27 protein-coding genes are annotated in these 22,817 nt (G+C 64.9%); 17 read left to right on the top strand and 10 right to left on the bottom strand.

Annotated features, from left to right (window positions below):
* Window positions 1-120: 120 nt before the first annotated feature.
* The 5 genes from EOD43_RS12680 to EOD43_RS12660 all read right to left on the bottom strand — a co-directional run bounded on the left by EOD43_RS12680 (window position 121) and on the right by EOD43_RS12660 (window position 2,656).
* Window positions 121-432: a hypothetical protein gene (locus EOD43_RS12680; RefSeq protein ID WP_127744216.1), complete on the bottom strand. Its 312-nt coding sequence runs from the start codon at window positions 430-432 to the stop codon at window positions 121-123.
* Between the two features lie 11 nt (window positions 433-443).
* Entirely contained in the window at window positions 444-725 is a 282-nt protein-coding gene (flgM, locus tag EOD43_RS12675) for a flagellar biosynthesis anti-sigma factor FlgM (RefSeq protein WP_240653171.1), read from the bottom strand.
* Window positions 726-800: 75 nt separating this feature from the next.
* Window positions 801-1,355, bottom strand: a complete 555-nt coding sequence (locus EOD43_RS12670; protein WP_127744214.1) for a flagella basal body P-ring formation protein FlgA — start codon at window positions 1,353-1,355, stop codon at window positions 801-803.
* Between the two features lie 144 nt (window positions 1,356-1,499).
* Entirely contained in the window at window positions 1,500-1,976 is a 477-nt protein-coding gene (locus EOD43_RS12665; RefSeq protein WP_127744213.1) for a flagellar motor protein MotB, read from the bottom strand.
* Window positions 1,973-2,656: a motility protein A gene (locus tag EOD43_RS12660; protein WP_127744212.1), complete on the bottom strand. Its 684-nt coding sequence runs from the start codon at window positions 2,654-2,656 to the stop codon at window positions 1,973-1,975. Before EOD43_RS12660 ends, EOD43_RS12665 begins: the two co-directional genes overlap by 4 nt.
* A gap of 247 nt (window positions 2,657-2,903) precedes the next feature.
* Here EOD43_RS12660 and flgB point away from each other — a divergent pair, with 247 nt between their 5' ends.
* The 13 genes from flgB (at window position 2,904) to EOD43_RS12595 (ending at window position 13,720) form a co-directional block, all read left to right on the top strand.
* The gene (gene flgB / locus EOD43_RS12655; protein WP_127744211.1) at window positions 2,904-3,257 is read left to right on the top strand and encodes a flagellar basal body rod protein FlgB; all 354 of its coding nucleotides are present in this window, start codon (window positions 2,904-2,906) and stop codon (window positions 3,255-3,257) included.
* Window positions 3,258-3,260: 3 nt separating this feature from the next.
* Window positions 3,261-3,665: a flagellar basal body rod protein FlgC gene (gene flgC / locus EOD43_RS12650; RefSeq protein ID WP_127744210.1), complete on the top strand. Its 405-nt coding sequence runs from the start codon at window positions 3,261-3,263 to the stop codon at window positions 3,663-3,665.
* Window positions 3,662-4,339, top strand: coding sequence for a flagellar hook assembly protein FlgD (locus EOD43_RS12645; RefSeq protein WP_127744209.1), 678 nt, complete (start codon window positions 3,662-3,664; stop codon window positions 4,337-4,339). Before flgC ends, EOD43_RS12645 begins: the two co-directional genes overlap by 4 nt.
* Window positions 4,340-4,365: 26 nt before the next feature.
* A complete protein-coding gene (locus EOD43_RS12640) occupies window positions 4,366-5,685 on the top strand; it encodes a flagellar hook protein FlgE (RefSeq protein ID WP_127744208.1) in 1,320 nt (439 codons plus the stop codon).
* A gap of 26 nt (window positions 5,686-5,711) precedes the next feature.
* Window positions 5,712-6,452, top strand: coding sequence for a flagellar basal-body rod protein FlgF (gene flgF / locus EOD43_RS12635; protein WP_127744207.1), 741 nt, complete (start codon window positions 5,712-5,714; stop codon window positions 6,450-6,452).
* A gap of 11 nt (window positions 6,453-6,463) precedes the next feature.
* Window positions 6,464-7,252: a flagellar basal-body rod protein FlgG gene (gene flgG / locus EOD43_RS12630; RefSeq protein WP_127744206.1), complete on the top strand. Its 789-nt coding sequence runs from the start codon at window positions 6,464-6,466 to the stop codon at window positions 7,250-7,252.
* Window positions 7,233-7,937, top strand: coding sequence for a flagellar basal body L-ring protein FlgH (locus tag EOD43_RS12625; RefSeq protein ID WP_127744205.1), 705 nt, complete (start codon window positions 7,233-7,235; stop codon window positions 7,935-7,937). The genes flgG and EOD43_RS12625 overlap by 20 nt, the downstream gene beginning before the upstream one ends.
* 33 nt (window positions 7,938-7,970) lie before the next feature.
* Window positions 7,971-9,071 (top strand): flagellar basal body P-ring protein FlgI, encoded by a 1,101-nt coding sequence (locus EOD43_RS12620; protein ID WP_127744204.1) that lies wholly within the window; start codon window positions 7,971-7,973, stop codon window positions 9,069-9,071.
* Window positions 9,068-9,412 carry a rod-binding protein gene (locus EOD43_RS12615; RefSeq protein ID WP_127744203.1) on the top strand — a complete coding sequence of 115 codons (345 nt, stop codon included), beginning with the start codon at window positions 9,068-9,070 and terminating at the stop codon, window positions 9,410-9,412. The genes EOD43_RS12620 and EOD43_RS12615 overlap by 4 nt, the downstream gene beginning before the upstream one ends.
* Entirely contained in the window at window positions 9,409-10,776 is a 1,368-nt protein-coding gene (gene flgK / locus EOD43_RS12610) for a flagellar hook-associated protein FlgK (RefSeq protein ID WP_127744202.1), read from the top strand. The genes EOD43_RS12615 and flgK overlap by 4 nt, the downstream gene beginning before the upstream one ends.
* An 8-nt stretch (window positions 10,777-10,784) precedes the next feature.
* A complete protein-coding gene (locus tag EOD43_RS12605; RefSeq protein ID WP_127744201.1) occupies window positions 10,785-11,645 on the top strand; it encodes a flagellin in 861 nt (286 codons plus the stop codon).
* A 154-nt stretch (window positions 11,646-11,799) separates the two neighbouring features.
* A complete protein-coding gene (gene motA / locus EOD43_RS12600) occupies window positions 11,800-12,663 on the top strand; it encodes a flagellar motor stator protein MotA (protein ID WP_127744200.1) in 864 nt (287 codons plus the stop codon).
* A 34-nt stretch (window positions 12,664-12,697) separates the two neighbouring features.
* Window positions 12,698-13,720 carry a flagellar motor protein MotB gene (locus tag EOD43_RS12595; RefSeq protein WP_127744199.1) on the top strand — a complete coding sequence of 341 codons (1,023 nt, stop codon included), beginning with the start codon at window positions 12,698-12,700 and terminating at the stop codon, window positions 13,718-13,720.
* Between the two features lie 148 nt (window positions 13,721-13,868).
* Here the strand turns inward: EOD43_RS12595 and EOD43_RS12590 are convergent, their stop codons facing one another.
* The 5 genes from EOD43_RS12590 to EOD43_RS24200 all read right to left on the bottom strand — a co-directional run bounded on the left by EOD43_RS12590 (window position 13,869) and on the right by EOD43_RS24200 (window position 19,425).
* Entirely contained in the window at window positions 13,869-14,768 is a 900-nt protein-coding gene (locus tag EOD43_RS12590; RefSeq protein WP_127744198.1) for a transglycosylase SLT domain-containing protein, read from the bottom strand.
* Between the two features lie 116 nt (window positions 14,769-14,884).
* Window positions 14,885-15,898 (bottom strand): hypothetical protein, encoded by a 1,014-nt coding sequence (locus tag EOD43_RS12585; RefSeq protein ID WP_240653170.1) that lies wholly within the window; start codon window positions 15,896-15,898, stop codon window positions 14,885-14,887.
* A gap of 91 nt (window positions 15,899-15,989) precedes the next feature.
* Window positions 15,990-16,622 (bottom strand): transglutaminase-like cysteine peptidase, encoded by a 633-nt coding sequence (locus EOD43_RS12580; RefSeq protein ID WP_127744197.1) that lies wholly within the window; start codon window positions 16,620-16,622, stop codon window positions 15,990-15,992.
* 111 nt (window positions 16,623-16,733) lie between these two features.
* Complete coding sequence (locus EOD43_RS12575) at window positions 16,734-17,468, bottom strand: LytR/AlgR family response regulator transcription factor (RefSeq protein WP_127744196.1); 735 nt, start codon at window positions 17,466-17,468, stop codon at window positions 16,734-16,736.
* Window positions 17,458-19,425 (bottom strand): sensor histidine kinase, encoded by a 1,968-nt coding sequence (locus EOD43_RS24200; protein ID WP_420822441.1) that lies wholly within the window; start codon window positions 19,423-19,425, stop codon window positions 17,458-17,460. The genes EOD43_RS12575 and EOD43_RS24200 overlap by 11 nt, the downstream gene beginning before the upstream one ends.
* Window positions 19,426-19,580: 155 nt before the next feature.
* Between EOD43_RS24200 and EOD43_RS12565 the strand changes: the two genes are divergently transcribed.
* The 4 genes from EOD43_RS12565 (at window position 19,581) to EOD43_RS12550 (ending at window position 22,813) form a co-directional block, all read left to right on the top strand.
* Window positions 19,581-19,832 (top strand): hypothetical protein, encoded by a 252-nt coding sequence (locus EOD43_RS12565; protein WP_127744195.1) that lies wholly within the window; start codon window positions 19,581-19,583, stop codon window positions 19,830-19,832.
* A 214-nt stretch (window positions 19,833-20,046) separates the two neighbouring features.
* Window positions 20,047-20,592 (top strand): hypothetical protein, encoded by a 546-nt coding sequence (locus EOD43_RS12560; RefSeq protein WP_127744194.1) that lies wholly within the window; start codon window positions 20,047-20,049, stop codon window positions 20,590-20,592.
* Between the two features lie 95 nt (window positions 20,593-20,687).
* The gene (locus EOD43_RS12555) at window positions 20,688-21,545 is read left to right on the top strand and encodes a class I mannose-6-phosphate isomerase (protein WP_338068998.1); all 858 of its coding nucleotides are present in this window, start codon (window positions 20,688-20,690) and stop codon (window positions 21,543-21,545) included.
* A gap of 59 nt (window positions 21,546-21,604) precedes the next feature.
* Window positions 21,605-22,813, top strand: coding sequence for an efflux RND transporter periplasmic adaptor subunit (locus EOD43_RS12550; protein ID WP_127744192.1), 1,209 nt, complete (start codon window positions 21,605-21,607; stop codon window positions 22,811-22,813).
* Window positions 22,814-22,817: the final 4 nt, after the last annotated feature.

Genomic DNA, 22,817 nt, shown 5'->3' with positions numbered 1-22,817 from the left:
CACCCCGGCCTTGTGCCGGGGGCCACAACGAGGCTCGCGCAGCGCACCATTAGGAACGCTGCGTGTCGGGCATGGTGGACCCCGGAACAGGTCCGGGGTGACGGTCTAAATGGGAGGATGTCAGCGCCGCGAATAGGTCGCGGGCGTGATGTCGAAACGGTTGGCGGCGGCGGCGAGCAGGTCGATCCGCTGCTGGTTGCGATCCGCCAGGAAGCGGATGCGCGCGCGCACCTGATCGGTGAGCGCGAGGGCGCGGGCGGCCTGGGCGGCCAGCGCGGGATCCGGGGCTTCGCCCGGAAACGGACGCAAGCGCCCGACGGCCGCGCCGAACCGGGCCATCGCCGCCTCCACGGCGTCGATGGTTCCGGTGTCGAGCGCTTCGATCAGGGCTTCTTCCGCCCCGATCAGGCCGTCGAGTGCTGCGTCGGTCATGCGTGCAAGACTCAGCGACCGACCTTGGGAAGGTCGAGCGCGATCATCTTGTCGGCGATCGCCTGAGCGTCGATCGGATAACGGCCCTGGGCGATCGCCTGACGGATCGCCTGGATTTTGTCCGTATCGACCGGCGGCCCGAGTTCGGCGATGGCCGCGACCAGGGTCATCGGCATTTCCTTGTCGGTCTTGGTCATCGTCACCGCAGGAGCGGCGCCGGCGGCATCAACCTTCACGCCGTCCTTGGCTGGCCCGATCGGCGACGGGTTGGAAGAACCTACCCCACTGATCATGTCCAAATTCCTTTCGCTGGGGCATCACTGCCCCGATGGTCCACCTCTGTCGTTATATAACGGCAGGTTTCAGAATCATTTAAATCCCATCAGACGAACGCGACCGATATCGACAACCTGGGCGAACATGGTGCCGCGGTTGTTGCCGGTCTGCACGCGAACGCGCCCGCCGATATTGGCATCTTCCATCGCGACCGCATCGACCGAGATGCTGAAAGCATCGCCCTGCGCCACGAGCTGAACGGGATCGCCCTTGCGGATATCGGGCGCACGCTGCGCCATCGGCGACATCATCTGGCCGCCGCCCTGCTGCGCCATATAGCCGCCGGCCTTCAGCGGCACGCGCAGGCGCCAGCCGGCGGTGGTGCAGCGGACGGTGACGGCATTGTTCGCGGGGGGATCGATCTGGATGCCGGTCGGGCAGGCGGTGAGACGCATGCGCCGGTCGATCGGTGCGAGCGGACCGCCCGGCTGGCCGACATCGGCGCCGAGGGTCGTGACGACGATCTGCTCGAGCTCGTCAAGATTCTGTGATGCCGCCATCATCTGCGCGGGGGCGGGGGCCGCCATAGCCATGCCGAACGCGCCAAAGGTCGCGAAGGCGAGGGGAAGCATGATCGTGCGGTTCATTCGAATGACTCCGTTCTTCGGAGCCGATTTAAGCAAGGGGCGTGCCAGAATCTGCCATCCCGGCGGAGGCCGGGATCTCGGGAGATACGGAGAGTGGCTGGTCGCAAGAGACGCCTGAGATCCCGGCCTCCGCCGGGATGACGATTATTTGGATTGAGGGCGCACGCTGATCGTCTGGCCTTTTACCGGATCGTCGGCGCGCATCGGCGGGATCGAAACCTCGATCATCGCATCGGGCAGGCCCCCGGCGCGCAGCGCGCGGGCGACCGCGGTGGTGCGGGCGGCGGACATTTCCCAGGCGTCGAGCCGGGCCGATCCGCCGTCGCGGCCCTGGCTGGCGACGATCAGCGGGGTTTTCTTAGCAGCCGCCTCCGCGCCCATGCGCATATAATGCGCGCGTGCGGATGCGGTGAGGATCGCCTCGCCGCCTTCGAACAGGGGCGCGGCACGGAAGGCATCGGCGGGACGCGCCTCGCCCTTGCCGCCGAAAGCCGCGCGGATACCGGCGGTCACGCGATCCTTATTGGCGGTCTGCGCCTGCAGGAGCACGAAGAAACAGAGGAGCAGCAGGCTGAGATCGGCAAAGCTCAGGATCCAGCGCTGCGACGGTTCGGCCCTCACAATACGGCCTTGAGGGTGGGACGCAGCTTGACCGGCATGTGATCAAGCTCGGCACGCGCAAGCAACTCGAACTGTTTGCAGGCAGCCTGCTGCCAGGCGATCTCGGTCTCCGAAAGGCGTTCGAGACGCCCGGCGATCGGGCCTGCGACGCCTGCCGACAGGAAGACGCCATAAAGGGTGGTAAGCATCGCAACGGCCATCGCCGGGCCGATCCGCGCGGGATCGTCCATCGACGAGAACATTTGAACAAGCCCGATGATCGTGCCGATCATGCCCATCGACGGGGCCGCCTCGGCCGCCGCGCGCCAGACGCCCGCGACCGCTTCGTGGCGGGTGCGACGGGTTTCGATATCGTCGGTGGCCCAGCGCACGAATTCGGCGGAATTCTGGCTGTCGGACAGTTGGCGCCCCGCACGCACCAGGAAACGATGCGCGCTGTCGATCCGGTCGGCGCACATGATGCTGCGCGCCTCGGCCATCTCGCGGACGCGGCCCACGGCAGCGCGCGCGGCGGCGGCATCGGCGTCGGGATCGGCCTTCCACAGCAATTTGATCGCACCGCAGGCGCGGCCGAGATCGGCGTGGGTCGAACGGAAAACGGTAACCAGCAGCGTGCCGCCAAAGACGATCACGAGCGCGAAGGGATCGAAGAAACGGGTCAGTTGATCGAGGAAAATCATGCGTGCCCGCCCAATTCGAAAGCCTGTCCGATACCCACAGGCAAGGACCGGCAAAAACTTGCCGCCCCCGGCAAAAGCTTGCCGTTCGCCCGTTGCCGACCTTGCCGTAGCCAGAAAGATCGGCGGTTTTCCGCAATTGGCACGGTGGTTGCTTATGGGATGGGCAAGGAAGCCGCACCCAAGCGATCGCGCCTCTACAGCGATGGTAACGGCCGGCTTCCGAGGAGTTTTAGAGGAAGACGACGAAATGTCCGATCCGCTTTTCGGGGTTCATGGCAAGGCACTGGAGCTGCGGTCGCAGCGCCTGTCGCTGCTTGCGTCGAACATCGCGAATGCCGCGACGCCCGGTTACAAGGCTCGCGATATCGATTTCACGAAGGCGCTCAAGCAGGCGGCCGGCGCAAATGGCGTCTCGGCTGGCCAGGCTGCCGACGCGAATGTCCAGTATCGCGTGCCGCTCGAAGCTTCGCTCGACGGCAACACCGTCGAACTGTCGACCGAGCAGAACCAGTTCGCCGAGAATGCGGTGAAGTATCGCACCACGCTCTCTTTCCTCGAAGGCCGCATCAACACCGTGATGCAGGCGCTGAAGGGAGAATAAAAGATGGCGAACAACCTTTCCGTCTTCGACATCGCCGGACGCGCGATGTCCGCGCAGATGATGCGCCTCAACACGACGGCCTCGAACCTCGCCAATGCCGGCGCGGTCGCGGGCAGCAAGGAAGAGGCGTTTCGTTCGATCAAGCCGGTCTTCAAGTCGGTCACCGATGCCCCCGGCATCGCGACCGTGAAGGTCGACAGCGTCGTCGCCACCAAGATCGATCCCACCAAGCGCCACGACCCGAGCAACCCGAAGGCCGACAAGGACGGCAATGTCTGGGAAGCCGCGGTCGATCAGGCGCAGGAGCTGGTCGAGATGATGGAAACGTCGCGTCAGTACCAGAACAACGTTCAGGTCATGCAGACCGCAAAGACCCTAACCCTCGACACGCTGAGGCTCGGTAAATGACGATTAGCACCGGAAACTCGTATCTCGATTCGCTGGCGGGCAAGACCTCCACGGGTTCGACGACCACGCAGAAGAGCAACGGCACGCTCGATCAGACGGCGTTCCTGAAGCTGATGACCACGCAGATGCAGACCCAGGATCCGTTCAATCCGGTCGATAACACGCAGATGGTCGCCCAGATGGCGCAATTCTCGTCGACCACCGGCATCGCGGAGATGAATGCGTCGCTCAAGTCGATCAAGTCGGACCTCGCCTCGTCGCGCGTTGGCGATGCGGCCAGCTGGATCGGCAAGGCCGCGCTCGTTCAGTCGGATACTGTCACGTCGCTGCAGGACGGCTCGTTCGCGGGCAACGTTACGCTCGACAAGGATGCGAGCCAGGTCAGCATCAGCCTCGTCGATGGCACCGGCAAGGTCGTCTATAACGGCAAGGCGACCAACGTTGCCAAGGGCGATATCCCCTTCTTCTGGGATGGCAAGGACGATGCCGGCAAGGCCGTCGCCGGCCCGCTCAAGATCGTCGTCAACGCCAAGGACGCGTCCGCCCAGCAGATGGAGACGGCCAGCGCCGCCTGGACCACCGTCAACGGCGTCCAGTCGCCGGCCAGCGGATCGACCAAGCTCGTCACCGCGCTCGGCACGATCGACCCGTCCGACGCCATCCAGCTTTCGTAATTTCAGTTTTGTAACGGAGTAGCCCAATGTCCTTCTATACCGCTCTGTCCGGCCTCAAGGCGCAGCAGACCGAACTCGGGGTCATCTCGAACAACATCGCGAACGTCGGCACGACGGGCTTCAAGAAGAGCACGGCTGAGTTCGGCGACATCATCTCGTCGGCGCCGCTCCAGACCTCGACGGTCGCGGGGCAGGGCACCCGTCTGCGCGGAATCGACCAGCAGTTCACGCAGGGCGGCTTCGAAAATTCGGATCGCTCGCTCGACATGGCGGTTTCGGGCCAGGGCTTCTTCGTGACCCGCAGCTCGCAGTCGAACAGCCAGGTCAGCTACACCCGCAACGGCAGCTTCCGCGTCGACGCCAACCGTTACGTCGTCGACAGCTCGGGCGCCTATCTGCAGATCCTGCCGACCGACAGCGAAGGCGTGCTGACCGCGACGGGCCTGAACTCGACCCGCTCGCTCCAGCTTCCGCTGACCTCGGGCACGTCGAGCGCAACCGGCTCGGTCGATCTGTCGGTGACCTTCCCGACCGACGCCGATCTGCCGGCCAGCCGTTCGGTCTACACCGCGCAGAACCCTTATGCCTTCGATCGCTTCGATCCGAACAGCTACAACCAGTCGACCACGACGACGGTGTATGACGCGGCGGGCACGGCCTTCCCGATGACCACCTATTATATCCGTCAGAACATTCCGTCGGGCGCCACCACCGACACCACCTGGGTCGCGCGCACCTTCGTCGGCGACAAGGAAATCAGCTCGGATCCGAACGTCTCGGCTCCGCCGACCCCGGTCACGCTGACCTTCGACCAGTTCGGCACGCTCAGCCAGGTCAACGGCGCAACGCCGGGCGCGGTCACGACCAACCAGGTCCGCCCGACCGGCGCCACCGGCCCGATCGGCTTCTCGCTGACCTACGGCGCGAACACCAAGATGGCCGCCGCTCCGTTCACGCTGACCAGCTTCAGCCAGGACGGTTATGCCGCAGGTCAGCTCGACAACGTGTCGGTGGACTCGAACGGCCTCGTCGTCGCCACCTTCTCGAACGGCGACAGCCAGGCGCTCGGCAAGATCGTCCTCGCGACCTTCTCGAACCCCGAAGGCCTGCGCCAGCTGGGCGACTCCAAGTGGAGCTCGACCGGCGTTTCGGGCGAACCGCAGATCAACGAGCCGAACACCAACGGCACCGGCCTGATCCAGTCGGGCGCGCTCGAACAGGCGAACGTCGACATCACCGAGGAACTTGTCGCGCTCATCCAGGCGCAGCGCAACTTCTCGGCCAACGCCAAGGCGATCGAAGCCGCGAACACGATGACCGAAACCATCGTGAACCTGCGCGCCTAAGATCGATAGGATAGCGGAGACCTCCGATGGATCGGCTGATCTACAGCTCGCTTTCGGCGATGCGCGCGGCGATGTCGCGCCAGACGACGACCGCGAACAACCTGGCCAACGTCAACACGCCCGGCTTCAAGGGCGAAATGACCAACAGCCAGGCGCTCTGGATCAAGGGCGCGGGTATGAACACCCGTGCGCCGACGTCCGAAGAGGTGCTCTCCGCCGACATGCGCGAAGGTCCGATGACGGACACGGGCCGCGAACTCGATGTCGCCATGACCGGGGACTCGCTGCTCGCGGTCCAGACGACCGACGGTGCGGAGGGCTATACCCGCCGCGGCGATTTCCAGGTTGGCGATACGGGGCTGCTGACCACCGGTGACGGCCTGCCCGTCCTCGGCGAAGGCGGCCCGATCACGATCCCGCCGGCCAGCAAGATCATGATCGCCGGCGACGGCACGATTTCGGTCATCCCGGTCGGGGGCGATGCGAGCCAGCCGCAGCAGGTCGATCGCCTGAAGCTGGTGCGTTCGAACGGCGTCGATATCGCCAAGGGCCTCGACGGCATCTTCCGCGTGAAGGGCGGCGGCACGCTGCCGAGCGACCCGCAGGCAACGGTGCGCCAGGGCGCGCTCGAAGGATCGAACGTGAACACTGCCGGCACGCTGATCGACATGATCGAAGCGAGCCGGGACTGGGACATGCAGGTGAAGATGATGTCGTCCGCTCAGGACATCGACAAGGCTTCGGCCGATCTGATGCGGCTGGATTGAGGAGTTAGAGTATGACGACCGCAGCATTGCACGTCGCGCGCACGGGCCTTGATGCCCAGAACATGCGCATGCAGGTGATCGCCAACAACCTGGCGAACGTCAACACGACCGGCTTCAAGCGCGATCGCGCGAGCTTCGAGACGCTGGCCTACCAGGCGATCACCGCCGCGGGCGCCAAGTCTTCGGATTCGACGCAATACGCCACGGGCACCTCGCTCGGCACCGGTGTGATGATCAACGGTACCAAGAAGATCGACTCGCAGGGTTCGCTCCAGACGACCGACAATGCGCTCGACATGGCGATCGAGGGATCGGGCTACTTCCAGATCCAGATGCCCGACGGTCGCACCGGTTACACCCGCGACGGCAATTTCAATCTGTCGGCCGACGGCACGATCGTGAACAACGAGGGCTATCAGCTGATGCCCCAGATCCAGGTGCCGCAGGACACCCAGAAGATCACGATTTCGACCGACGGCACCGTCAGCGCGAGCGTGAACGGGCAGGAGGCTCCGGTCGAACTCGGCAAGATCGAGATTGCGCGCTTCGCCAATCCGGCGGGCCTCGAGGCGATCGGCACCAACCTGCTGATCGAGACCGCTTCGTCGGGCCAGCCGCAGATCGGTGCCGGCGGCATCGACGGGCGCGGCAACATCCGCTCCGGCGCGCTCGAAAGCTCGAACGTCAACATCGTGGAAGAGCTGGTCGACATGATCGAGACCCAGCGCGCCTACGAAGTGAACTCGAAGATGATCAAATCCACCGACGAGATGATGCAGTATGTCAACCAGAACATCTAAGGGCGATATGCGCGCCTTCACCGTCCTCGGCCTCGTCGCCGCTATGGTCATGGGTTCGGCGCTCGAAGCGCCGGCGCACGCCCGCAAGGCGCCGCGCGTCAGCGAATATGAGCCGACCTATGCGGCGGCGCCAATGCCGGCGCAGGCGAACGGTTCGATCTATCAGGCGTCGATGGGCTATAATGCCCTGACCAACGGCGCGCGCGCCGCGATGGTCGGCGATATCGTCACGATCCTGCTGGTTGAGCGCACCCAGGCGGTGAAGGCGAACAGCGCGTCGACCGATCGTTCGGGCAATGTCGGCATCAACCCGCCGACCACCGGCTGGCTCAGCAAGCTGATCGACAAGGACGACGTGACCACCAGCGGTGGCGGCAAGTTCGACGGCAAGGGCGCAGCCGCCCAGTCGAACCAGCTGAACGGCGAAATCAGCGTCACGATCGCGCGGGTCTATCCGAACGGCACGATGCTGGTGCGCGGCGAAAAGCTGGTCACGCTTAACCGCGGTGATGAGAATATCGCGATCACCGGCCTGATCCGCGCGGCGGATATCGGCCCCGACAATCGCGTCCCTTCCACCCGCGTTGCGGACGCCCGCATTACCTATTCGGGTAAGGGCGAGATCGCACGCGCCTCGCGCCAGGGCTGGTTTAACCGTTTCTTTTCTATTCTGAGCCCATTCTGACCAAATATGGTTAACCGCCGGAAAGATCTGTCGATGTTGCGTTACTGGATCGCCTCGCTGTTCTGTGCCCTGGGCCTCGCGCTCGGTGGGGCCGCGCATGCCGAACGGATCAAGGATATCGGCACTTTCCAAGGGCTTCGCGCCAACCAGTTGACCGGCTACGGCATCGTCGTAGGTCTGGCGGGGACGGGCGACGACAGCCTCGATTATGCGACTCAGGGCGTGAAGGGAATCGCCTCGCGCTTCGGTCTGCAGCTGCCGCCGGGCGTCAATCCGGCGCTCAAGAATGCGGCCGCCGTCATGCTGACCGCTGAATTGCCGCCCTTCGCCAAGCCCGGCCAGCGGCTCGACGTCACCATCTCGGCGCTCGGCAAGGCCAAGTCGTTGCGCGGCGGCACGCTGATCATGGCACCGCTGCAGGGTGCCGATGGACAGGTCTATGCGATGGCGCAGGGCAATCTTGCGGTCGGCGGCCTCGGCATCGACGCGGCGGACGGCTCCAAGCTCACCATCAACGTGCCGACGGCCGGTCGCATCCCCGGCGGCGCCACCGTTGAACGTGCGGTCGACGCCGGTTTCGCGACTTCGCCCGAACTGCGCTTCGATCTGGCCGAAACCGATCTGACGACCGCGCAGCGCGTCGCCGCCACGATCAACAGCCGCCTCGGCCCGATCGCGCAGGCGATCGACGGCACCACCATCACCATTCAGGCCCAGCAGGGCGCCGAATCGCGCGCCACGCTGATGAGCAAGATCGAAAATCTCGACGTCGACACGGCGGACGCCCCGGCGCGCGTCGTGGTCAACGCCCGCACCGGCACCGTCGTCATCAACGGCGCGGTCCGCATCTCGCCGGTCGCGATCACCCACGGCAAGATGACCGTACAGGTCGATGAAAAGCCGCGCATCGTGCAGCCCGCGCCCTTCAGCCAGGGCCGCACCGCCGTCGAGCAGTCGAGCGCGATCAAGGTCGACGATCCCGCGCGCCCGATGTTCCAGTTCGCGCCCGGCGCCAGCCTGTCCGAGATCGTCAAGTCGGTGAACGCCATCGGTGCTTCGCCGGGCGATCTGGTCGCGATCCTCGAAGCGCTGAAGCAGGCGGGCGCGATGAAGGCGGAGCTTGTGGTCCTATGATAGGCAACGTCACCTCGATCACCGGTGCACCGAACACCGATTCCAAGTCGTCCGACCTGGAACAGTTGAAGGCGGTCTCGAAGCAGTTCGAGGCGGTGTTCCTGCGCCAGATCCTGTCATCGGCGCGCCAGTCGAAGCTGGGCGACGACATCATGGGCAGCGACGCGACCGATCAGTTTCGCGACATGCAGGACGCGCGTCTGGCCGACAATATGGCCGACAAGGGCGTGTTCGGCGTGGCGGACCTGCTGGTGAAGCAGTTTGCCGCGCGTGTCGGCGGGGCCACCCCTGCGGCGGACGCGACGGCGAAGCCCGCAACCACTGAGGCAGAAACGAAGTGAGCGATCTCCTCTCGATCGGCCGTTCGGGTGTCGTCGCCTATCGCGCCGCGCTGGCCGCGGTCGGTGAGAACGTCGCCAATTCGGAGACCGAGGGCTATTCGCGCCGCACGGTCACGATCAAGGAATCGAACCTCTCCTCGTCATCGAGCTACCAGTACAAGTCGCAGACCTATTTCGGCGGCGCCAATGTCGGCTCGGTCGATCGCATCGCGAACGATTACAAGGCGTCCTATGTGCGCCTGTCGATCTCGGAAGATGCCCGCGCGTCGACCAAGGCGACCTGGCTCAGCACCGCCGAAGGCGCGCTCAACGACACCGATGTCGGCCTGGGCGTGAAGATGTCGACCGTGTTCACCTCGGTCGAAGGGCTGACTGCCGACGTGGACAGCAATCCGAACCGTCAGACCGTGATCGCGGCGGTGACGGAGGCCGCACAGCAGTTCAACGCGACCGCCAAGGCGCTCAAGGATACGTCGGACGGCATCAACACCGCCGCGCTCACCAGCGTCGCCAGCCTCAACGATTCGCTGACCGCGCTCGCGCAGATCAACATGGGTTTGCGCCGCGCAAGCCCCGGCTCGGCCGCATCGGCGCAGTTGCTCGATCGCCGTGATGCGGTTCTAAACGACGTGTCGAAGATCATTGGCGTCGATGTGCGGTTCGAAGCGGATGGCCGCGCGAGCGTCGCCATCACCGGTAATAGTTCGGTCAAGCTGATCGACGCGGACAGGACGGATACGGCCTATCTGGGCGTGGTGCAATCGACCGACGGGCGTATCTCGCTGGTCGCATCGGGCGCCTTGCTGGGCGCTCAGGTGCCCGTATCGCCGCAGTCCGGCTCGATCGCGGCGCTCGCCGATGTCGCCAGCACGGTGGCCGATCGCCGCCAGAAGCTCGATACGATCGCGACCAGCTTCGCGACCACGATCAACAATTGGAATCGCAACGGCATCGACCAGAATGGCGCGCCGGGCGCGGACCTTCTGACACTGGGCACCGGCGGGGCGGCCACGATCGTTGCGGCAACGCAGGATACCACCAAGGTCGCGGCCCAATCGCTTGCCGGCGTTCGCAACGGCAACGCCCTGGAACTCAAGAATACGCGCAATTCGACCGGCCCCGAAGCGCAGTGGGCGCTGCTGGTGTCGACGCATGCGCAGACGGTCTCGTCGGCCAATGCGCAGGCGACCGCCGCCTCGTCGCAGAAGGACGGCGCCTTGCTCGGCCTCGATGAGGTTACGGGCGTCGATCTCGATGTCGAAGCGGCGCAGTTGCTTCGTTTCCAACAAGCCTATGGCGGCTCCGCGAAGATCATTCAGGTCGCGCGTGAGACGCTGCAGGAAATCCTGAATCTGTTCAGCTGAGGCGCACGATGATCAACAGCACGCGATACCGGGCCCTCACGCAGATCTCGCAGCAGAGCAAGCTGACTGCGCAGATCGCGCGTCTGCAGAGCGATATCTCCACGACCAAGAAGATCGAAACCGCTTCGGACGATCCCGTCGCCGCCGCGCGCGTCGCCCAGCTGCGCAGCGCGCAGGCCGATACGACGACGTGGAAGCGCAACATCGAAAATGCCCAGTCGATCGCGGCGCAGGCCGATACCAGCATCGACAGCGTGCAGGATCTGTTCAACCGCGTGAAGGAACTGGTGCTCGCCGGGCGAACCCAGTCGGTTTCGGAAACCGATCGCGCCGCGATCGTGCAGGAACTGGGCGAACTCAACGTCACGCTCAACAATCTGATGACCGGCACGACGCCGACCGGACAGCCGATCTTTCCGCCGGATGCGCCGCTGCAGATCTCCGTCTCGGGCGTGCTGCGCCTGCCGGCGACCGGCAAGCGGGGCGATATCTTCGATAGCGTCGCGATTCCGGCGGGCGGCACGACCAGCCTGTCGGCGATCATCACGGCCGCGCAGACCGCGATCAGCACGACGGACCCGACCACGCGCGCCACGATGGCCGATACCGTGCTCGACAATGTCGATGCGGCCTCGACCCATCTCAACAGCCAGCGCGCGGCCCAGGGCGTTCGCGCGTCGCGGCTCGATGCCGCGGCCGACGCGCTGGAACTCAGCAATTTGCGGCTGACCGAAGAACGTTCGGGCCTCGAAGATACCGACGTTACGGCGGCCGTCATGCAGCTGAATGCGAAGACGCTTAGCCTTCAGGCGGCACAGGCCGCATTTGCGCGGGTCAATCGCAACACTTTGTTTGACTTTCTCAGTTAAGCCCCTCGCAAGGCTGTTCGGGAAAGCGCCGCCATCCGCCACTTTTTGTGGAAAAGGTGCCTAAAGATTCTCCCGAACCCGCCGTTAACGTTGATGGGAAGCGCCGAACCGGGTGCCTCCGCATCGACCGGTAATTGCGTGGGAGTGTGCGTTCATGTTTGCAGGCATCGGCCTCGTCATCCTTCTGGTCATGGTGTTCGGCGGTTTCGCCTTCACCGGTGGTGACCTCGAACCCGTTCTTCATGCGATTCCGCACGAAATGCTGATCATCGGCGGCGCCGGTGTCGGCGCGCTCGTGGCCGGCAATTCGATGAAGGAGCTGAAGGCGTTCGGTGGCGGCTTCGCCAAGGTCTTCAAGGGCCCGAAGTACAACAAGAAGGACTATCTGGACGTCATCTTCCTCGTCAGCAGCTTGATGAAGAAGCTGCGGACCGAAGGCCCGGTCGCGCTCGAACCGCATATCGAGGATCCGAAGGCGTCGACCGTCTTTGCTGAATATCCCAAGCTCCTGAAGGACAGCACCCTGATCCACATGATCACGGATACGCTGCGCCTGGTCGTGATCTCATCGGGCACGCTCGATCCGATGGCGGTCGAGGACGTGATGGATAACGCGCTCAAGACGCACCATCATGACGAGATCAAGCCCGCCGACATGATGCAGGGCCTGGCCGACGCGCTTCCGGCGCTGGGCATCGTCGCGGCCGTGTTGGGCGTCGTGAAGACGATGGGCTCGATCGACAAGCCGCCGGCAATCCTGGGCGGCATGATCGGCTCGGCGCTCGTCGGTACCTTCCTCGGCATTCTTCTGGCTTACGGCATCGTCGCGCCCTTCGCGGGCCGCTGTAAGCAGGTGATCGAAGCCGACGCCGCGATCTACGGTGTGGTGAAGCAGATCATCATCGCCTCGCTCCACGGCCACCCGCTGCCGCTCGTCATCGAAGCCGCGCGCTCGGGCATCTCGCACTCGAACCAGCCGGCCTTCTCGGACGTGTTCGACGGCATGCGCGGCCGTTAATCGACAGACCTCGATCCAAGGACGCTAGACCAAGATGGCCCAGTCCCCTTCGAAGCGCGGGAAGAACGAACCCGAGCCCCGGCCGATCATCATCAAGAAGATCATCGCGGAAGGGCATGGCGGCCATCATGGCGGCGCCTGGAAGGTGGCCTATGCCGACTTCGTGACCGCGATGATGGCGTTCTTCCTGCTGATGTGGCTGCTTGGCGCCACCAGCGAGAAGCAGCGCAAGGGCATCGCGGACTATTTCAGCCCCACACTCGTCCAGATGAAGGAAAAGAGCGCGGGTTCGAACGGGATCTTCGGCGGCGATTCGATCATCGCGGCGGACAAATATCCGCACCGCGCGGCGCAGACCGGCTCCAAGTCGCTGACGATCCCCAAGGATACGACCGGCGGCACCAAGGAAGGCTCGGCCGCGCTCAAGTCGCGCGATCGCGTCGCCTTCCAGAAATTGAAGGCGATGATCGAGGCCAAGATGGCCGCCGATCCCAAGCTGAAGGACATGGCGAAGAACGTCCGCTTCATGGAAACCCGCGAAGGGCTGCGCATCGATCTGGTCGATCAGGCGGATTTTGCGATGTTCCAGACGGGCACCGGCGTCCTGATGCCCAAGGCGCGCGCGCTGATGGGGCAGGTGGCTTCGGTCATCAAGAGCGTCGATAACGAGGTGATCGTGCGCGGCCATACCGACGGCATGCCCTATTCGGCGGGCCGCACGGTCAACAACTGGACCTTGTCGTCGGATCGTGCGGAATCGACCCGCAAGGCGCTGTCCGAGTTCGGTATTCCGGATAAGCGCTTCCTGCGGATCGAGGGCGTCGCCGATCGCGAACCCTTCGTGCCGGAGGATCCTTATGATCCGCGCAACCGCCGCATGTCGGTCACGCTTGCCTGGACGGGCGAGGGCGGCACCGATGATCAGCAGGGCGGTGGCCCCGGCCTCGAGGAACGTCGTCCGGTCGATCTGATGGCCAATTCCGGCCCGAACGATCCGACCGCCATGCCGGCTGAAGCCCGCGCGGCGATGGCGGCTGCGAAGGCGGCGAAGCACTGAGAATAGTGGGGAGTGACAGGCTCCCCACGCAAATCACCCTCGCGAAGGCGGGGGCCTATACGCTCTTGTCTCTGGCGTGACCGTGGAGACAAGCCTGGATAGGCCCCCGCCTTCGCGAGGGTGACGAAATTCAGCAGAAATGTGGAGTTTAAAGGCTCCCCGAGCCCTTGCTGCTGTCGAGGTCGCTGATCGAACCGTCGCCGCCGCTCGCCAGCATCATATAAGCGAGTTGGGCATTCTGGGGGCTGGGACGCAGCAGGTTCATGCCCCGGCCGCTGATCATCGCGAGCATGTCAGTGGTCGACGCGCTCTTGCCGTCGCCTTCGAAGACTTCGCTGGCATAGGCCAGGCGCAGGCGATCGGCGGACATGCCGCCGCCGTTCGAAGGCGCGCCGGTTCCGATCGACGACCCGTCGTCCGAAATCTTCCTGGCCATCAATTGATAGACCTGGCCCATCGTGCGGGCATTGCCGGCGCCATCGTAGAAGATGCCGCGGTTCGACTGGGCTTCGCGCGGAAACTGGTTCGCGGCGATCGCATCAGGATTGGCATCGGCCGACTTCAGGAACTTGGTTGCACCCTGAAGGCCCAGGAAGTGCGCGAAATAGAGATCGGCGGCGCGCGGCTGGCGGCCGAGGGCGGACTTGAGGCCGTCGGCATTGTCGCTGGCCCATTCGCCCGCCATCAGCGCTGACGCTTCGGGATCGTTGCGCAGGCCCATCACGGCCTGCTTGGCGTCGCCGTCGACCTTCCAGCTGCCGTCCGAACGGCGGCTGATCGCGTCGGCGGCCCAACCGAGGCCGTGCTTGGCGCCGTACATCTTCACGGCACCCAGCCAGCTCTGGTCGATGAACTGGAAAAGCCCGCCCGCCGAACTGGTCGACGCCTGGGCATTGGGATTCAGGCCGCTTTCGCTCTTGGCCTGATTGTAGAGATAGCTGAAATCGACGCCGGTCTTCTGCGCGGCACGGCCGATGGCGTTGCGGACGTCATCGACGCCGCTTCGCGATCCTCCGAATATCAGCCGCTGCAGGCCCACCGAACGCATACTCCGCTATTAACCGGGGTAAATTATCGGTGATCGTGGTTAACGAAATCTTGCTCGAAAAAGGGCGCCCCCGGCCTTGATGCCCGGAGCGCCCTACTTTCGGTTAATGGCCGGCCTCAGCTGGGCCGCGAGTCACCATCTTCGCGATCGGCGCGAACCGTCGTGCTCAGCCGGTCGAGCCGCTGCTGCAGATAGGCTTCGTCGCGCGCCGAATAGGTGCCGTCGCTGCGGCGCAGGCGATCGGCCGAGCTGCGGATCTGCGCGAGTTCGCGGCGTGCCGAGGTCGCTTCGCGCGAACTGATCAGGCCACGCTCGCGATTGCGGTCGATCCGGGTGCCGATGCGATCGACGCGCGCACGCACGTCGCGGCGATCATCATAAGCGGCATTGGTTGCGCCACCCATCGATACCCAGCGGCCGCGCGCATCGTAATAGCCGGTCACCTGGCCGGCATGCCAACGGCCGTTGGCGTCATAATAGCCCGGCTGGCTCGCCGCGACCCAGCCATTGCCGGCGGGGCGATAGGTGGTGTTGCTGTCGGTCGTCCAACGGCCCGTCGAGTCATACCGGCCGTTGACCGGGCCGGCGATCCAGCGGCCGCTACGGTCATAATAGCCGGGGGCCGACACCGGCACCCACTGATCGTCCGCCGCATAATAGCCGCTGGCGGCGACCGGCACCCAGCGGCCGTCGCGGTCATAATAGCCCGATGCCTCGGCATCGCCGCTCAGCGCGACCCAGCGATCGCCGTCATAATAGCCGTTGGGCGCACCCTGAACCCAGGCGCCGCTACGGTCATAATAACCCACGGCCTCGCCGCGCCCGATGCGGTTGGCGTGCCAGCGGCCCTGATCGTCATAATAGCCATAAGCGCGCGAACAATTGTCCTGATCGGACTTGGCGAGCTGGTTCGCGCCGACGCCGCCGACCACGCCGCCGACGATCGCGCCGGTGGTGCCGCCGTGGCGCCCGGTGATCACGCGACCTAGGATCGCGCCGATGCCGGCGCCGACCACGGTCGCGGCCAGCCGGCCGCCGCTGTCCTGTTTGCACACGACCGTCTGCGCCTGCGTCGGCGTGGTCGCCATTGCTGTGGCGGCCAAAGCCGCCGCGATGATGTAACTACGCATCATTCTCTCCTCGAACGTCGCACTCGTGCCCGTTCCCGTGGCCGCTACGACGAATGGAAATGACGCGGGTTCCGTTGCTCCGGGGCACACCTCACGAAAGCCGTTTGCCGTCGGGGCCTTTCAACGACACCCAATAGGGGCCGGACGGCGCCTGCCGCGTGAGGAAGCGATAGCCGCCATTCTCCAGCGTGCGCCATGACGTGACTCGCGCGGATCGGTTGTCGAGCACGAAGGTGTCGAGCTTTTCGGCACGAATGCCGTCGAGCGTCACGACGACATGCCGGTCGCCATCCTCGGTCAGCGCGGTGGCGAGGCGGACGGCGCGGCGCGGGAAGCCGGCAGCGAGCAGCTTTTCGCGGCCCGCCAGCGCGATATCCTCGCAATCGCCGCTCGTCCGCGCGACGGTCCAGCGGTCGTCCATCCGCGTCTCGTCGGTCTGCTCGATCTTCGCCAGTTCGGCGTGGATACGCTTCACCTCCGCCCAGCGTGCATCGTCGAGCGGAACGACATCGCCCGGACGCGGATCGGGCTTGCGCATCGGGCGACAGGCCGGATCGGATGCGGTGCGCGCGCAATAGTCGATCCAGCCGCCCGGCGGCATGCTGACGCCGCCGTCGCGCAGCGCCTGATCGCTTTTGAGTGTGGGCCGCTGCGCGGTCCCCGAACCGCTCGCGAACAGGGTCGCGGCGGCCATCGCCCCCACTGCCAAGATCGAGCGACGCATCGCCTCCTCCTATGGTGTGGTGGAGGCTCGACGGCGGAAAAGCGCCAAAAGTTGCGGAAAAACCGACCTGCGTAACGATGAACGACGTTTGCGGCTGCGATCAGCGGCCCATTAACGCCCCATCAGCGCTCGGGCATTGGGCAGATATGTGCGTCCGATACGGATACGCTCCTCATCCGCCATCACCGCATGCCACACGCCCATTCCGTCGTGGCTGAGCCGCGAAATCTGTTCGCGGCGCACGATCGTCGATCGGTGGAGGCGAATGAAGGCGGCGGGATCGAGCCGCCGTTCGAGTTCGGTGATCGTCTGGTGCAGCAGGAAGCTGCGCTGCCCGACGTGCAGGCGCATATAGTCGCGCTCGGCCTCGATCCGGTCGATATCCTGCGCGGCGATGCGGATCATCTCGGAACGGTGCGGAACCCAGAATTCCTGCGCATGATCGCCGGTCTTCTCCTCGGGCGGCGCCTTGCGACGGTCGATCACGCGGGCGACGGCGCGTGACAGGCGGTCCGATGACACCGGCTTCAGCACATAATCGGTCGCCGACAGATCGAACGCCGTCACGGCATATTGATCGAAGGCGGTGCAGAAGACGATCGCAGGCTTCTTTTCGAGCTTCTCGATCGCGCGGGCGACGCCGATCCCGTCCAGCCCCGGCATTGCGATGTCGAGCAGCAGCATCTCCGGCTCCAGCGCCTCGATCAGGCGCAGCGCGGCTTCGCCATCCTGTGCGGTGCCGACCAGATCGATCAGCGGCTCGCGCGCGCACAGGATCTGGAGGCGTTCGATCGCGAGCGGTTCGTCGTCGACGACTAGAGTGCGGACGGGTGATTCATCGGCCATCCCGGATCAGTGGCATGAAAATCGTCACACCGAAACCACCGTTGGGCAGCGGGCCGTGGCGGCACGCCGCCTCTTCGCCGAAGCGCGCGCGCAACCGATCGATCACGTTGCGCAGACCGACGCCGGTGCCCTTCGATGCGCCCTTATCGTCGATCGGGTCGCCATCATCCTCGACGGTAAGGACCAGCCCCTCAGTATCCTCACGCGCGATGATCTTGACGTTCACCGGGCGTTTGGAGCGCGAAACGCCATATTTGATCGCATTTTCGACCAGCGGCTGCAGGATCAGGCACGGCACGCAGGCGTTCTTCAGGTTCTCCGGAATCTGGATGTCGACCGACAGCCGCTCGGGGAAGCGCACCGCTTCGATATCCAGATAGAGCCGCTGCAGCCGGATCTCCTCGGCCAGCGTTACATCCTCCTTCGGATCGGCGGTCAGGCTGGTGCGGAAGAAGGTCGACAGGTTCAGGATCATCTTCTCGGCCTCGTCGGGCTTGTCCTTGAGGACGAGGGTCGAGAGCGAGTTGAGCGTGTTGAACAGGAAGTGCGGGTTGACCTGATAGCGCAGCGCCCGCAGCTCGGCATCGCGCGCAGCGGTGCGATAGCGCGCGGACTCGCGCTCGGCGATGCGCACGGCGGCGGCGTAGGACAAAGCGAGGAACAGCGCCCCCCACGCGGCGAAGAAGAAATATCCGTTCATCGCCTGATCGGCGATCGCGCCCAGCGGCGAGTGCTTATAGTCGTCGCCCCGTTCCTTATCCTCTTCGATGGTGGGCGGGGAGGCGCCGACCTGGATCGTCGCGGTGTCCGGACTCAGCGTCGGAATCCGGACGGTGATCATCGGCAGCGGTGCGGGGACGGGCGCGGGCTTGGCGGGCGACGCGCTCGGGGCCGCGCTGGCCTTCGGCGCTACGGGCGTGGGGCCGGGGGTGTCCGGAATGGCCGCCACACTCGGCGGCGCGGGCGGCGTCACCTTGGGAACGATGACCTTGGGCACGATCACCTTGGGGGCGACCGGCGCGGTCGGCGGGGCAGGGGGCGCGGGCAGGCCGGCGAGCATCTGATCGAGATCGATGTTGATGCCATGCTTGCGCGCCATCTCCACGGCTTCGCGCGCCTGCTGGATGCCCTGCTGATAGGTCTGATAATCCTCGCGCGCCTGCCGTTCGGCCTCGCGCTGAGCATCGCGGGCTTCGCGCTGAGCCTCGCGTTGCGCCTGAAGCGCTTCGCGCTGGGCATCGCGCGCTTCGCGCTGCGCGTCCCGTTGGGCCTGAAGCGCGTCCCGCTGGATCTGGGCCGCATCGCGCTGCGCCTGCAAGGCTTCGCGGCGCGCTTCGGGCGTCAGCTTTTTGATCTCGTTCCTCAGCTCATTGCGCTGCTGGCGGATTTCCCGGCGTGCCGCATCGGCGGCGCGGCGGGCTTCCTGCGCCTCGCGCAGCGCTTCGGCTTTGGCTTCCAGCGCTTCGCGACGGGCTTCGCCGGCGGCGTGGGCCTGTTCGGCGGCTTGGGCGACGGCGGTGCGGGCGGCGGCGATGGCGGCCTCGGTCCGCTGGCGGACGGCTTCGCTCACGCGGCTGTCGATAACGATCTTGCCTTCGCCGACCGCCTTGGCCTTTTCGGCCTCGATCTGCCGGTCCATCTGGTTGAACGCAGCCCAGTTCATCGACGAATAGGCGATCGCCGCCGGGATCGAAAGCAAGGCGACCGCGGTCACGTTCGTGCGCAGCGGGCGGCTGCCCAGCGGGCGCAGCGCCAGATAGACGAAGAAGGTCGCCAGCATCGACCCGATCGTCACCAGCAGGCGTGCTGCCATCATTTCGATCTGATGCCCGTAATCGAGCATCAGCCAGCGCAGCGTGGCGATCGCGAAATAGAGCGTCCAGAAACCGAGTATCGAAAGCAGGGCAACGCGCGGGCTTACCAAGGCCCCGCGCGGGCCATTCGTGTCAGATGTCATGGCCATCCTATAGCAAACGACTGCGGAAAAATCGCTTCATCGCCATGACGCTGGTCGAACGACGGGCGGTGTTCATCGAAAGTTCAGTTTAGCACAGTCTGCGGAACGGTCGTCAGTTCCTGCGCGTTGATATTCACCGTTGGTGGAGAGGACTGATGACAACCGAGTCGATGGACGACATCAAGCGCGCCACACCCCACATCCGCACGGCGCATGACGCCAGCGATGACAAGAAGCTGGCGACCGATCCCAAGAATGAGGATGCCAAACTCGACGTCGCTTTAGACGAAAGTTTCCCGACTTCGGATGCGCCCGCGAACACGCAGCCCGGAAAGGGATCCGATCCGGCGCCATCATCCGGATATGACGAGGAAGCCGAAAAAGCGCGGATGGCGGCCAAGGAGTGATATCGCACCCGAAACGGCCGATCGAAACCGGGCCGCCGCATCCGTGCGGCGGCCCGAAACTTATCCCCAGATTTCATTGATTTGAAAAATTGTCGTGTTGCAACGCAACAAAAACCATGCTCGGATCATTAACGGAAGGCTTCGGTGGGCTTAAGCGCCTGGTAAGCATGTAAGGCGCAGAGTTCCTGCCAGACTTCCTGAAAGGGGTGTTGGCATGGCTAGTTCGAGACCTGCAGACGGCGCGATGACGCTGGCGGAAATGAAAGAGTTCGCCAGTTTTCCGGCCGCCACTCAACGCTATATTCGTCGCTCGCTCGACGTCGGCCTCGGCCGCGACGACGCACTCGCCCGCTGGTCGCGCGACGTGGTCGAAAGCGCAAGCATCGTCGCCCAGGCGCGCATCTACGTCCGCCTCGATCACATCCGCGATATGGTGCCCGACGATAGCGGGTTGGAGGCGGTCGAGCCGTTCATGGCGCCGCTCATCACGATCTCGGCCTTCGATCTGGGGCAGGACCGGCTGAGCAGCTTCGGCGCTTATCGCTTCCTCTACGAGCGGCTGATCGGCGCTAACGTCCGCCCCTGGCTGCCCGCGGCCTTCTGTTCGGCGGCGGCGCTGCCGCACCTCCATCCGGAAAAGCGCCGGCTGCTGCTCCAGTCGATCAGCGAAGCTGCGGCCACCGCGCCCGGCTGGTCGAACCGCGAACCGGCTTTCTATCCGGAATGGGTCGACAAGGTCGAAGTTCGGCTTCCCAACTAAATCGGTTAAACGGACGGCTTGATTAATATCGCCGTCCGTGGAACCGGATGCCCCGCTGCGCGTAACGCTTGGGTTCGGGGAGATTCACATTGGCCGTGATCAGGTTGACGACCCATCGCGTGCTCAAGCCTTGGGGGCGGCACGATCTGGCCCCGCTCTTCCCCGATCAGCCACAGGATCAGGAAGCTGTCGGCGAAATCTGGTTCGAGGAAGGTGAGGGCGCTCCAGCGCGCGACCTTCAGGTCAAATATCTCTTCACAAGCGAAAAATTGTCCATTCAGGTCCATCCCGACGATGATGGGGCGGTGGCGCGTGGTTTTGCGCGTGGAAAGGATGAAGCCTGGGCCGTGCTGGCGGCGGAAGATCACTCCACGATCGGTCTTGGTCTCACGAAAGCTCTTACTGCGGATGCTTTACGGGCGGCAGCGCTCGATGGGGCGATTGAGACGCTGATCGACTGGAAGCAGGTGAAGGCGGGGGACGTCATCTATTCGCCCGCCCGCACCATCCATGCAATCGGTGCGGGGCTGCTGATCATGGAGATTCAGCAGAATCTCGACCTGACCTATCGCCTCTACGATTATGGCCGCCCGCGCGAACTCCATCTCGACGACGGCATCGCGGTTTCCGATCCCAAGCCGTTCGAAGGCAATCCGCCGCCGCGCGCTCTGCCGGGCGATCGCGAGATTATCGCCGAAGGCGGCAAGTTTGTGCTCGAACGCTGGACGGGCGCGGGCGACATGATGCTCGAACCGGGATCGATGCCCCTGTGGGTGATGCCGGTACAGGGCGCGATCGATCTGGAGGGGCAGCCTTTCGCGATCGGCGAAGTCGCGATCGTCGAGGATAGGACGCGGCTTACGATCGCGCCCGATAGTCTGGTATATGCGGCCTATCCCGGTGGCCAGGTGATCGATGGCCTTGTTGGGATTGCATTTTCTGCAGTTGAGTAATCCGCAAGAGCAATCAGACGCGATTGCTTTTGACACAGTTGTCCGCTCAGGGAGCGCCAATGCGTAACGATGATGGGACGGGCATGCTGTCCGCAAAAGGGGTTCGGCACGGGTTCGGCGGCACCGCTGCGCTGGCGGCCGCGATGCTGTTGCTCGCCGCGTGCGGCAAGAAGGAGCAGCCTGCGCCGCCGCCGACGCCAGTGACGGTGATGACCGTGCAGGCGGGCGATGTGCCGCTGGTGATCGAACTCCCCGCTCGCATTCAGGCGCGCCGCACGTCCGAAGTGCGCGCCCGCGTCGATGGCATCGTCCAACGCCGCCTCTATGAGGAAGGCACCGACGTTCGCCCCGGCACGCCCTTGTTCCAGATCGATCCCGCGCAGAACCGCGCCGCTTATAACAACGCCGTCGCGCAGCTGCGCCGCGCGCAGGCCGCCGCGACCAATGCGGGGCAGGTCGCCAACCGCTATCAGCCGCTCGTCAAGGAGCAGGCGATCAGCAAGCAGGAATATGACGCGGCGATCGCGACGCTGCGCCAATCGGAGGCCGACGTCGCCTCGGCGCAGGCGACCGTCGATCGCGCGAAGCTCGATCTCGATTACACCACCGTCACGGCGCCGATCGCCGGTCGCGCGGGGCGTGCGCAGGTGACCGAAGGCGCGCTCGTCTCCGCGAGCCAGGCGACGCTGATGGCGACGATCGAGCAGGTCAATCCGATCTACGTTAACTTCTCGCAGTCGAGCAGCGACCTGCTCCAGATTCGTCAGATGATCGCGAGCGGGAAGGTGCGCGGCCTCGATGTCGGGCGCATCCATGTGAAGCTGCTGCTCGAAGACGGCACGCCTTATGGCCCCGAGGGCACGATCGACTTCCTCGACGCGGCGGTCGACGAGTCGACCGGCACGGTCTCGCTGCGCGCCGAAGTCGCCAACCCCGAAGGGCTGCTGCTTCCGGGTCAGTTCGTGCGGGCGCGGCTGAGCGGCGGCGTGCGCACCGGTGGGATCATGATCCCGGCGCGCGCTGTGCAGGTCAGCCCGTCGGGCGCGACCGTGATGCTGGTCGATGCGACCGGCAAGGCGGAAGCGCGCCCGGTGAAGGTTGGCGCGCTGCAGGGGGGCAACTGGATCATCGAAAGCGGGCTCAAGCCCGGCGACAAGCTGATCGTCGAGGGCTTGCAGAAGGTGCGGCCGGGCGCGCCCGTGCAGGCCGCGGCGCCGGGTCAGAAGCCCGGCGCGCAGAAGCCCGCAACACAACCGGCGCAGAAGTAACGCC

It is taken from the genome of Sphingomonas crocodyli (assembly GCF_004005865.1).
Taxonomy (GTDB): domain Bacteria; phylum Pseudomonadota; class Alphaproteobacteria; order Sphingomonadales; family Sphingomonadaceae; genus Rhizorhabdus; species Rhizorhabdus crocodyli.
This window is presented reverse-complemented; position numbering and strand designations above follow the sequence as displayed.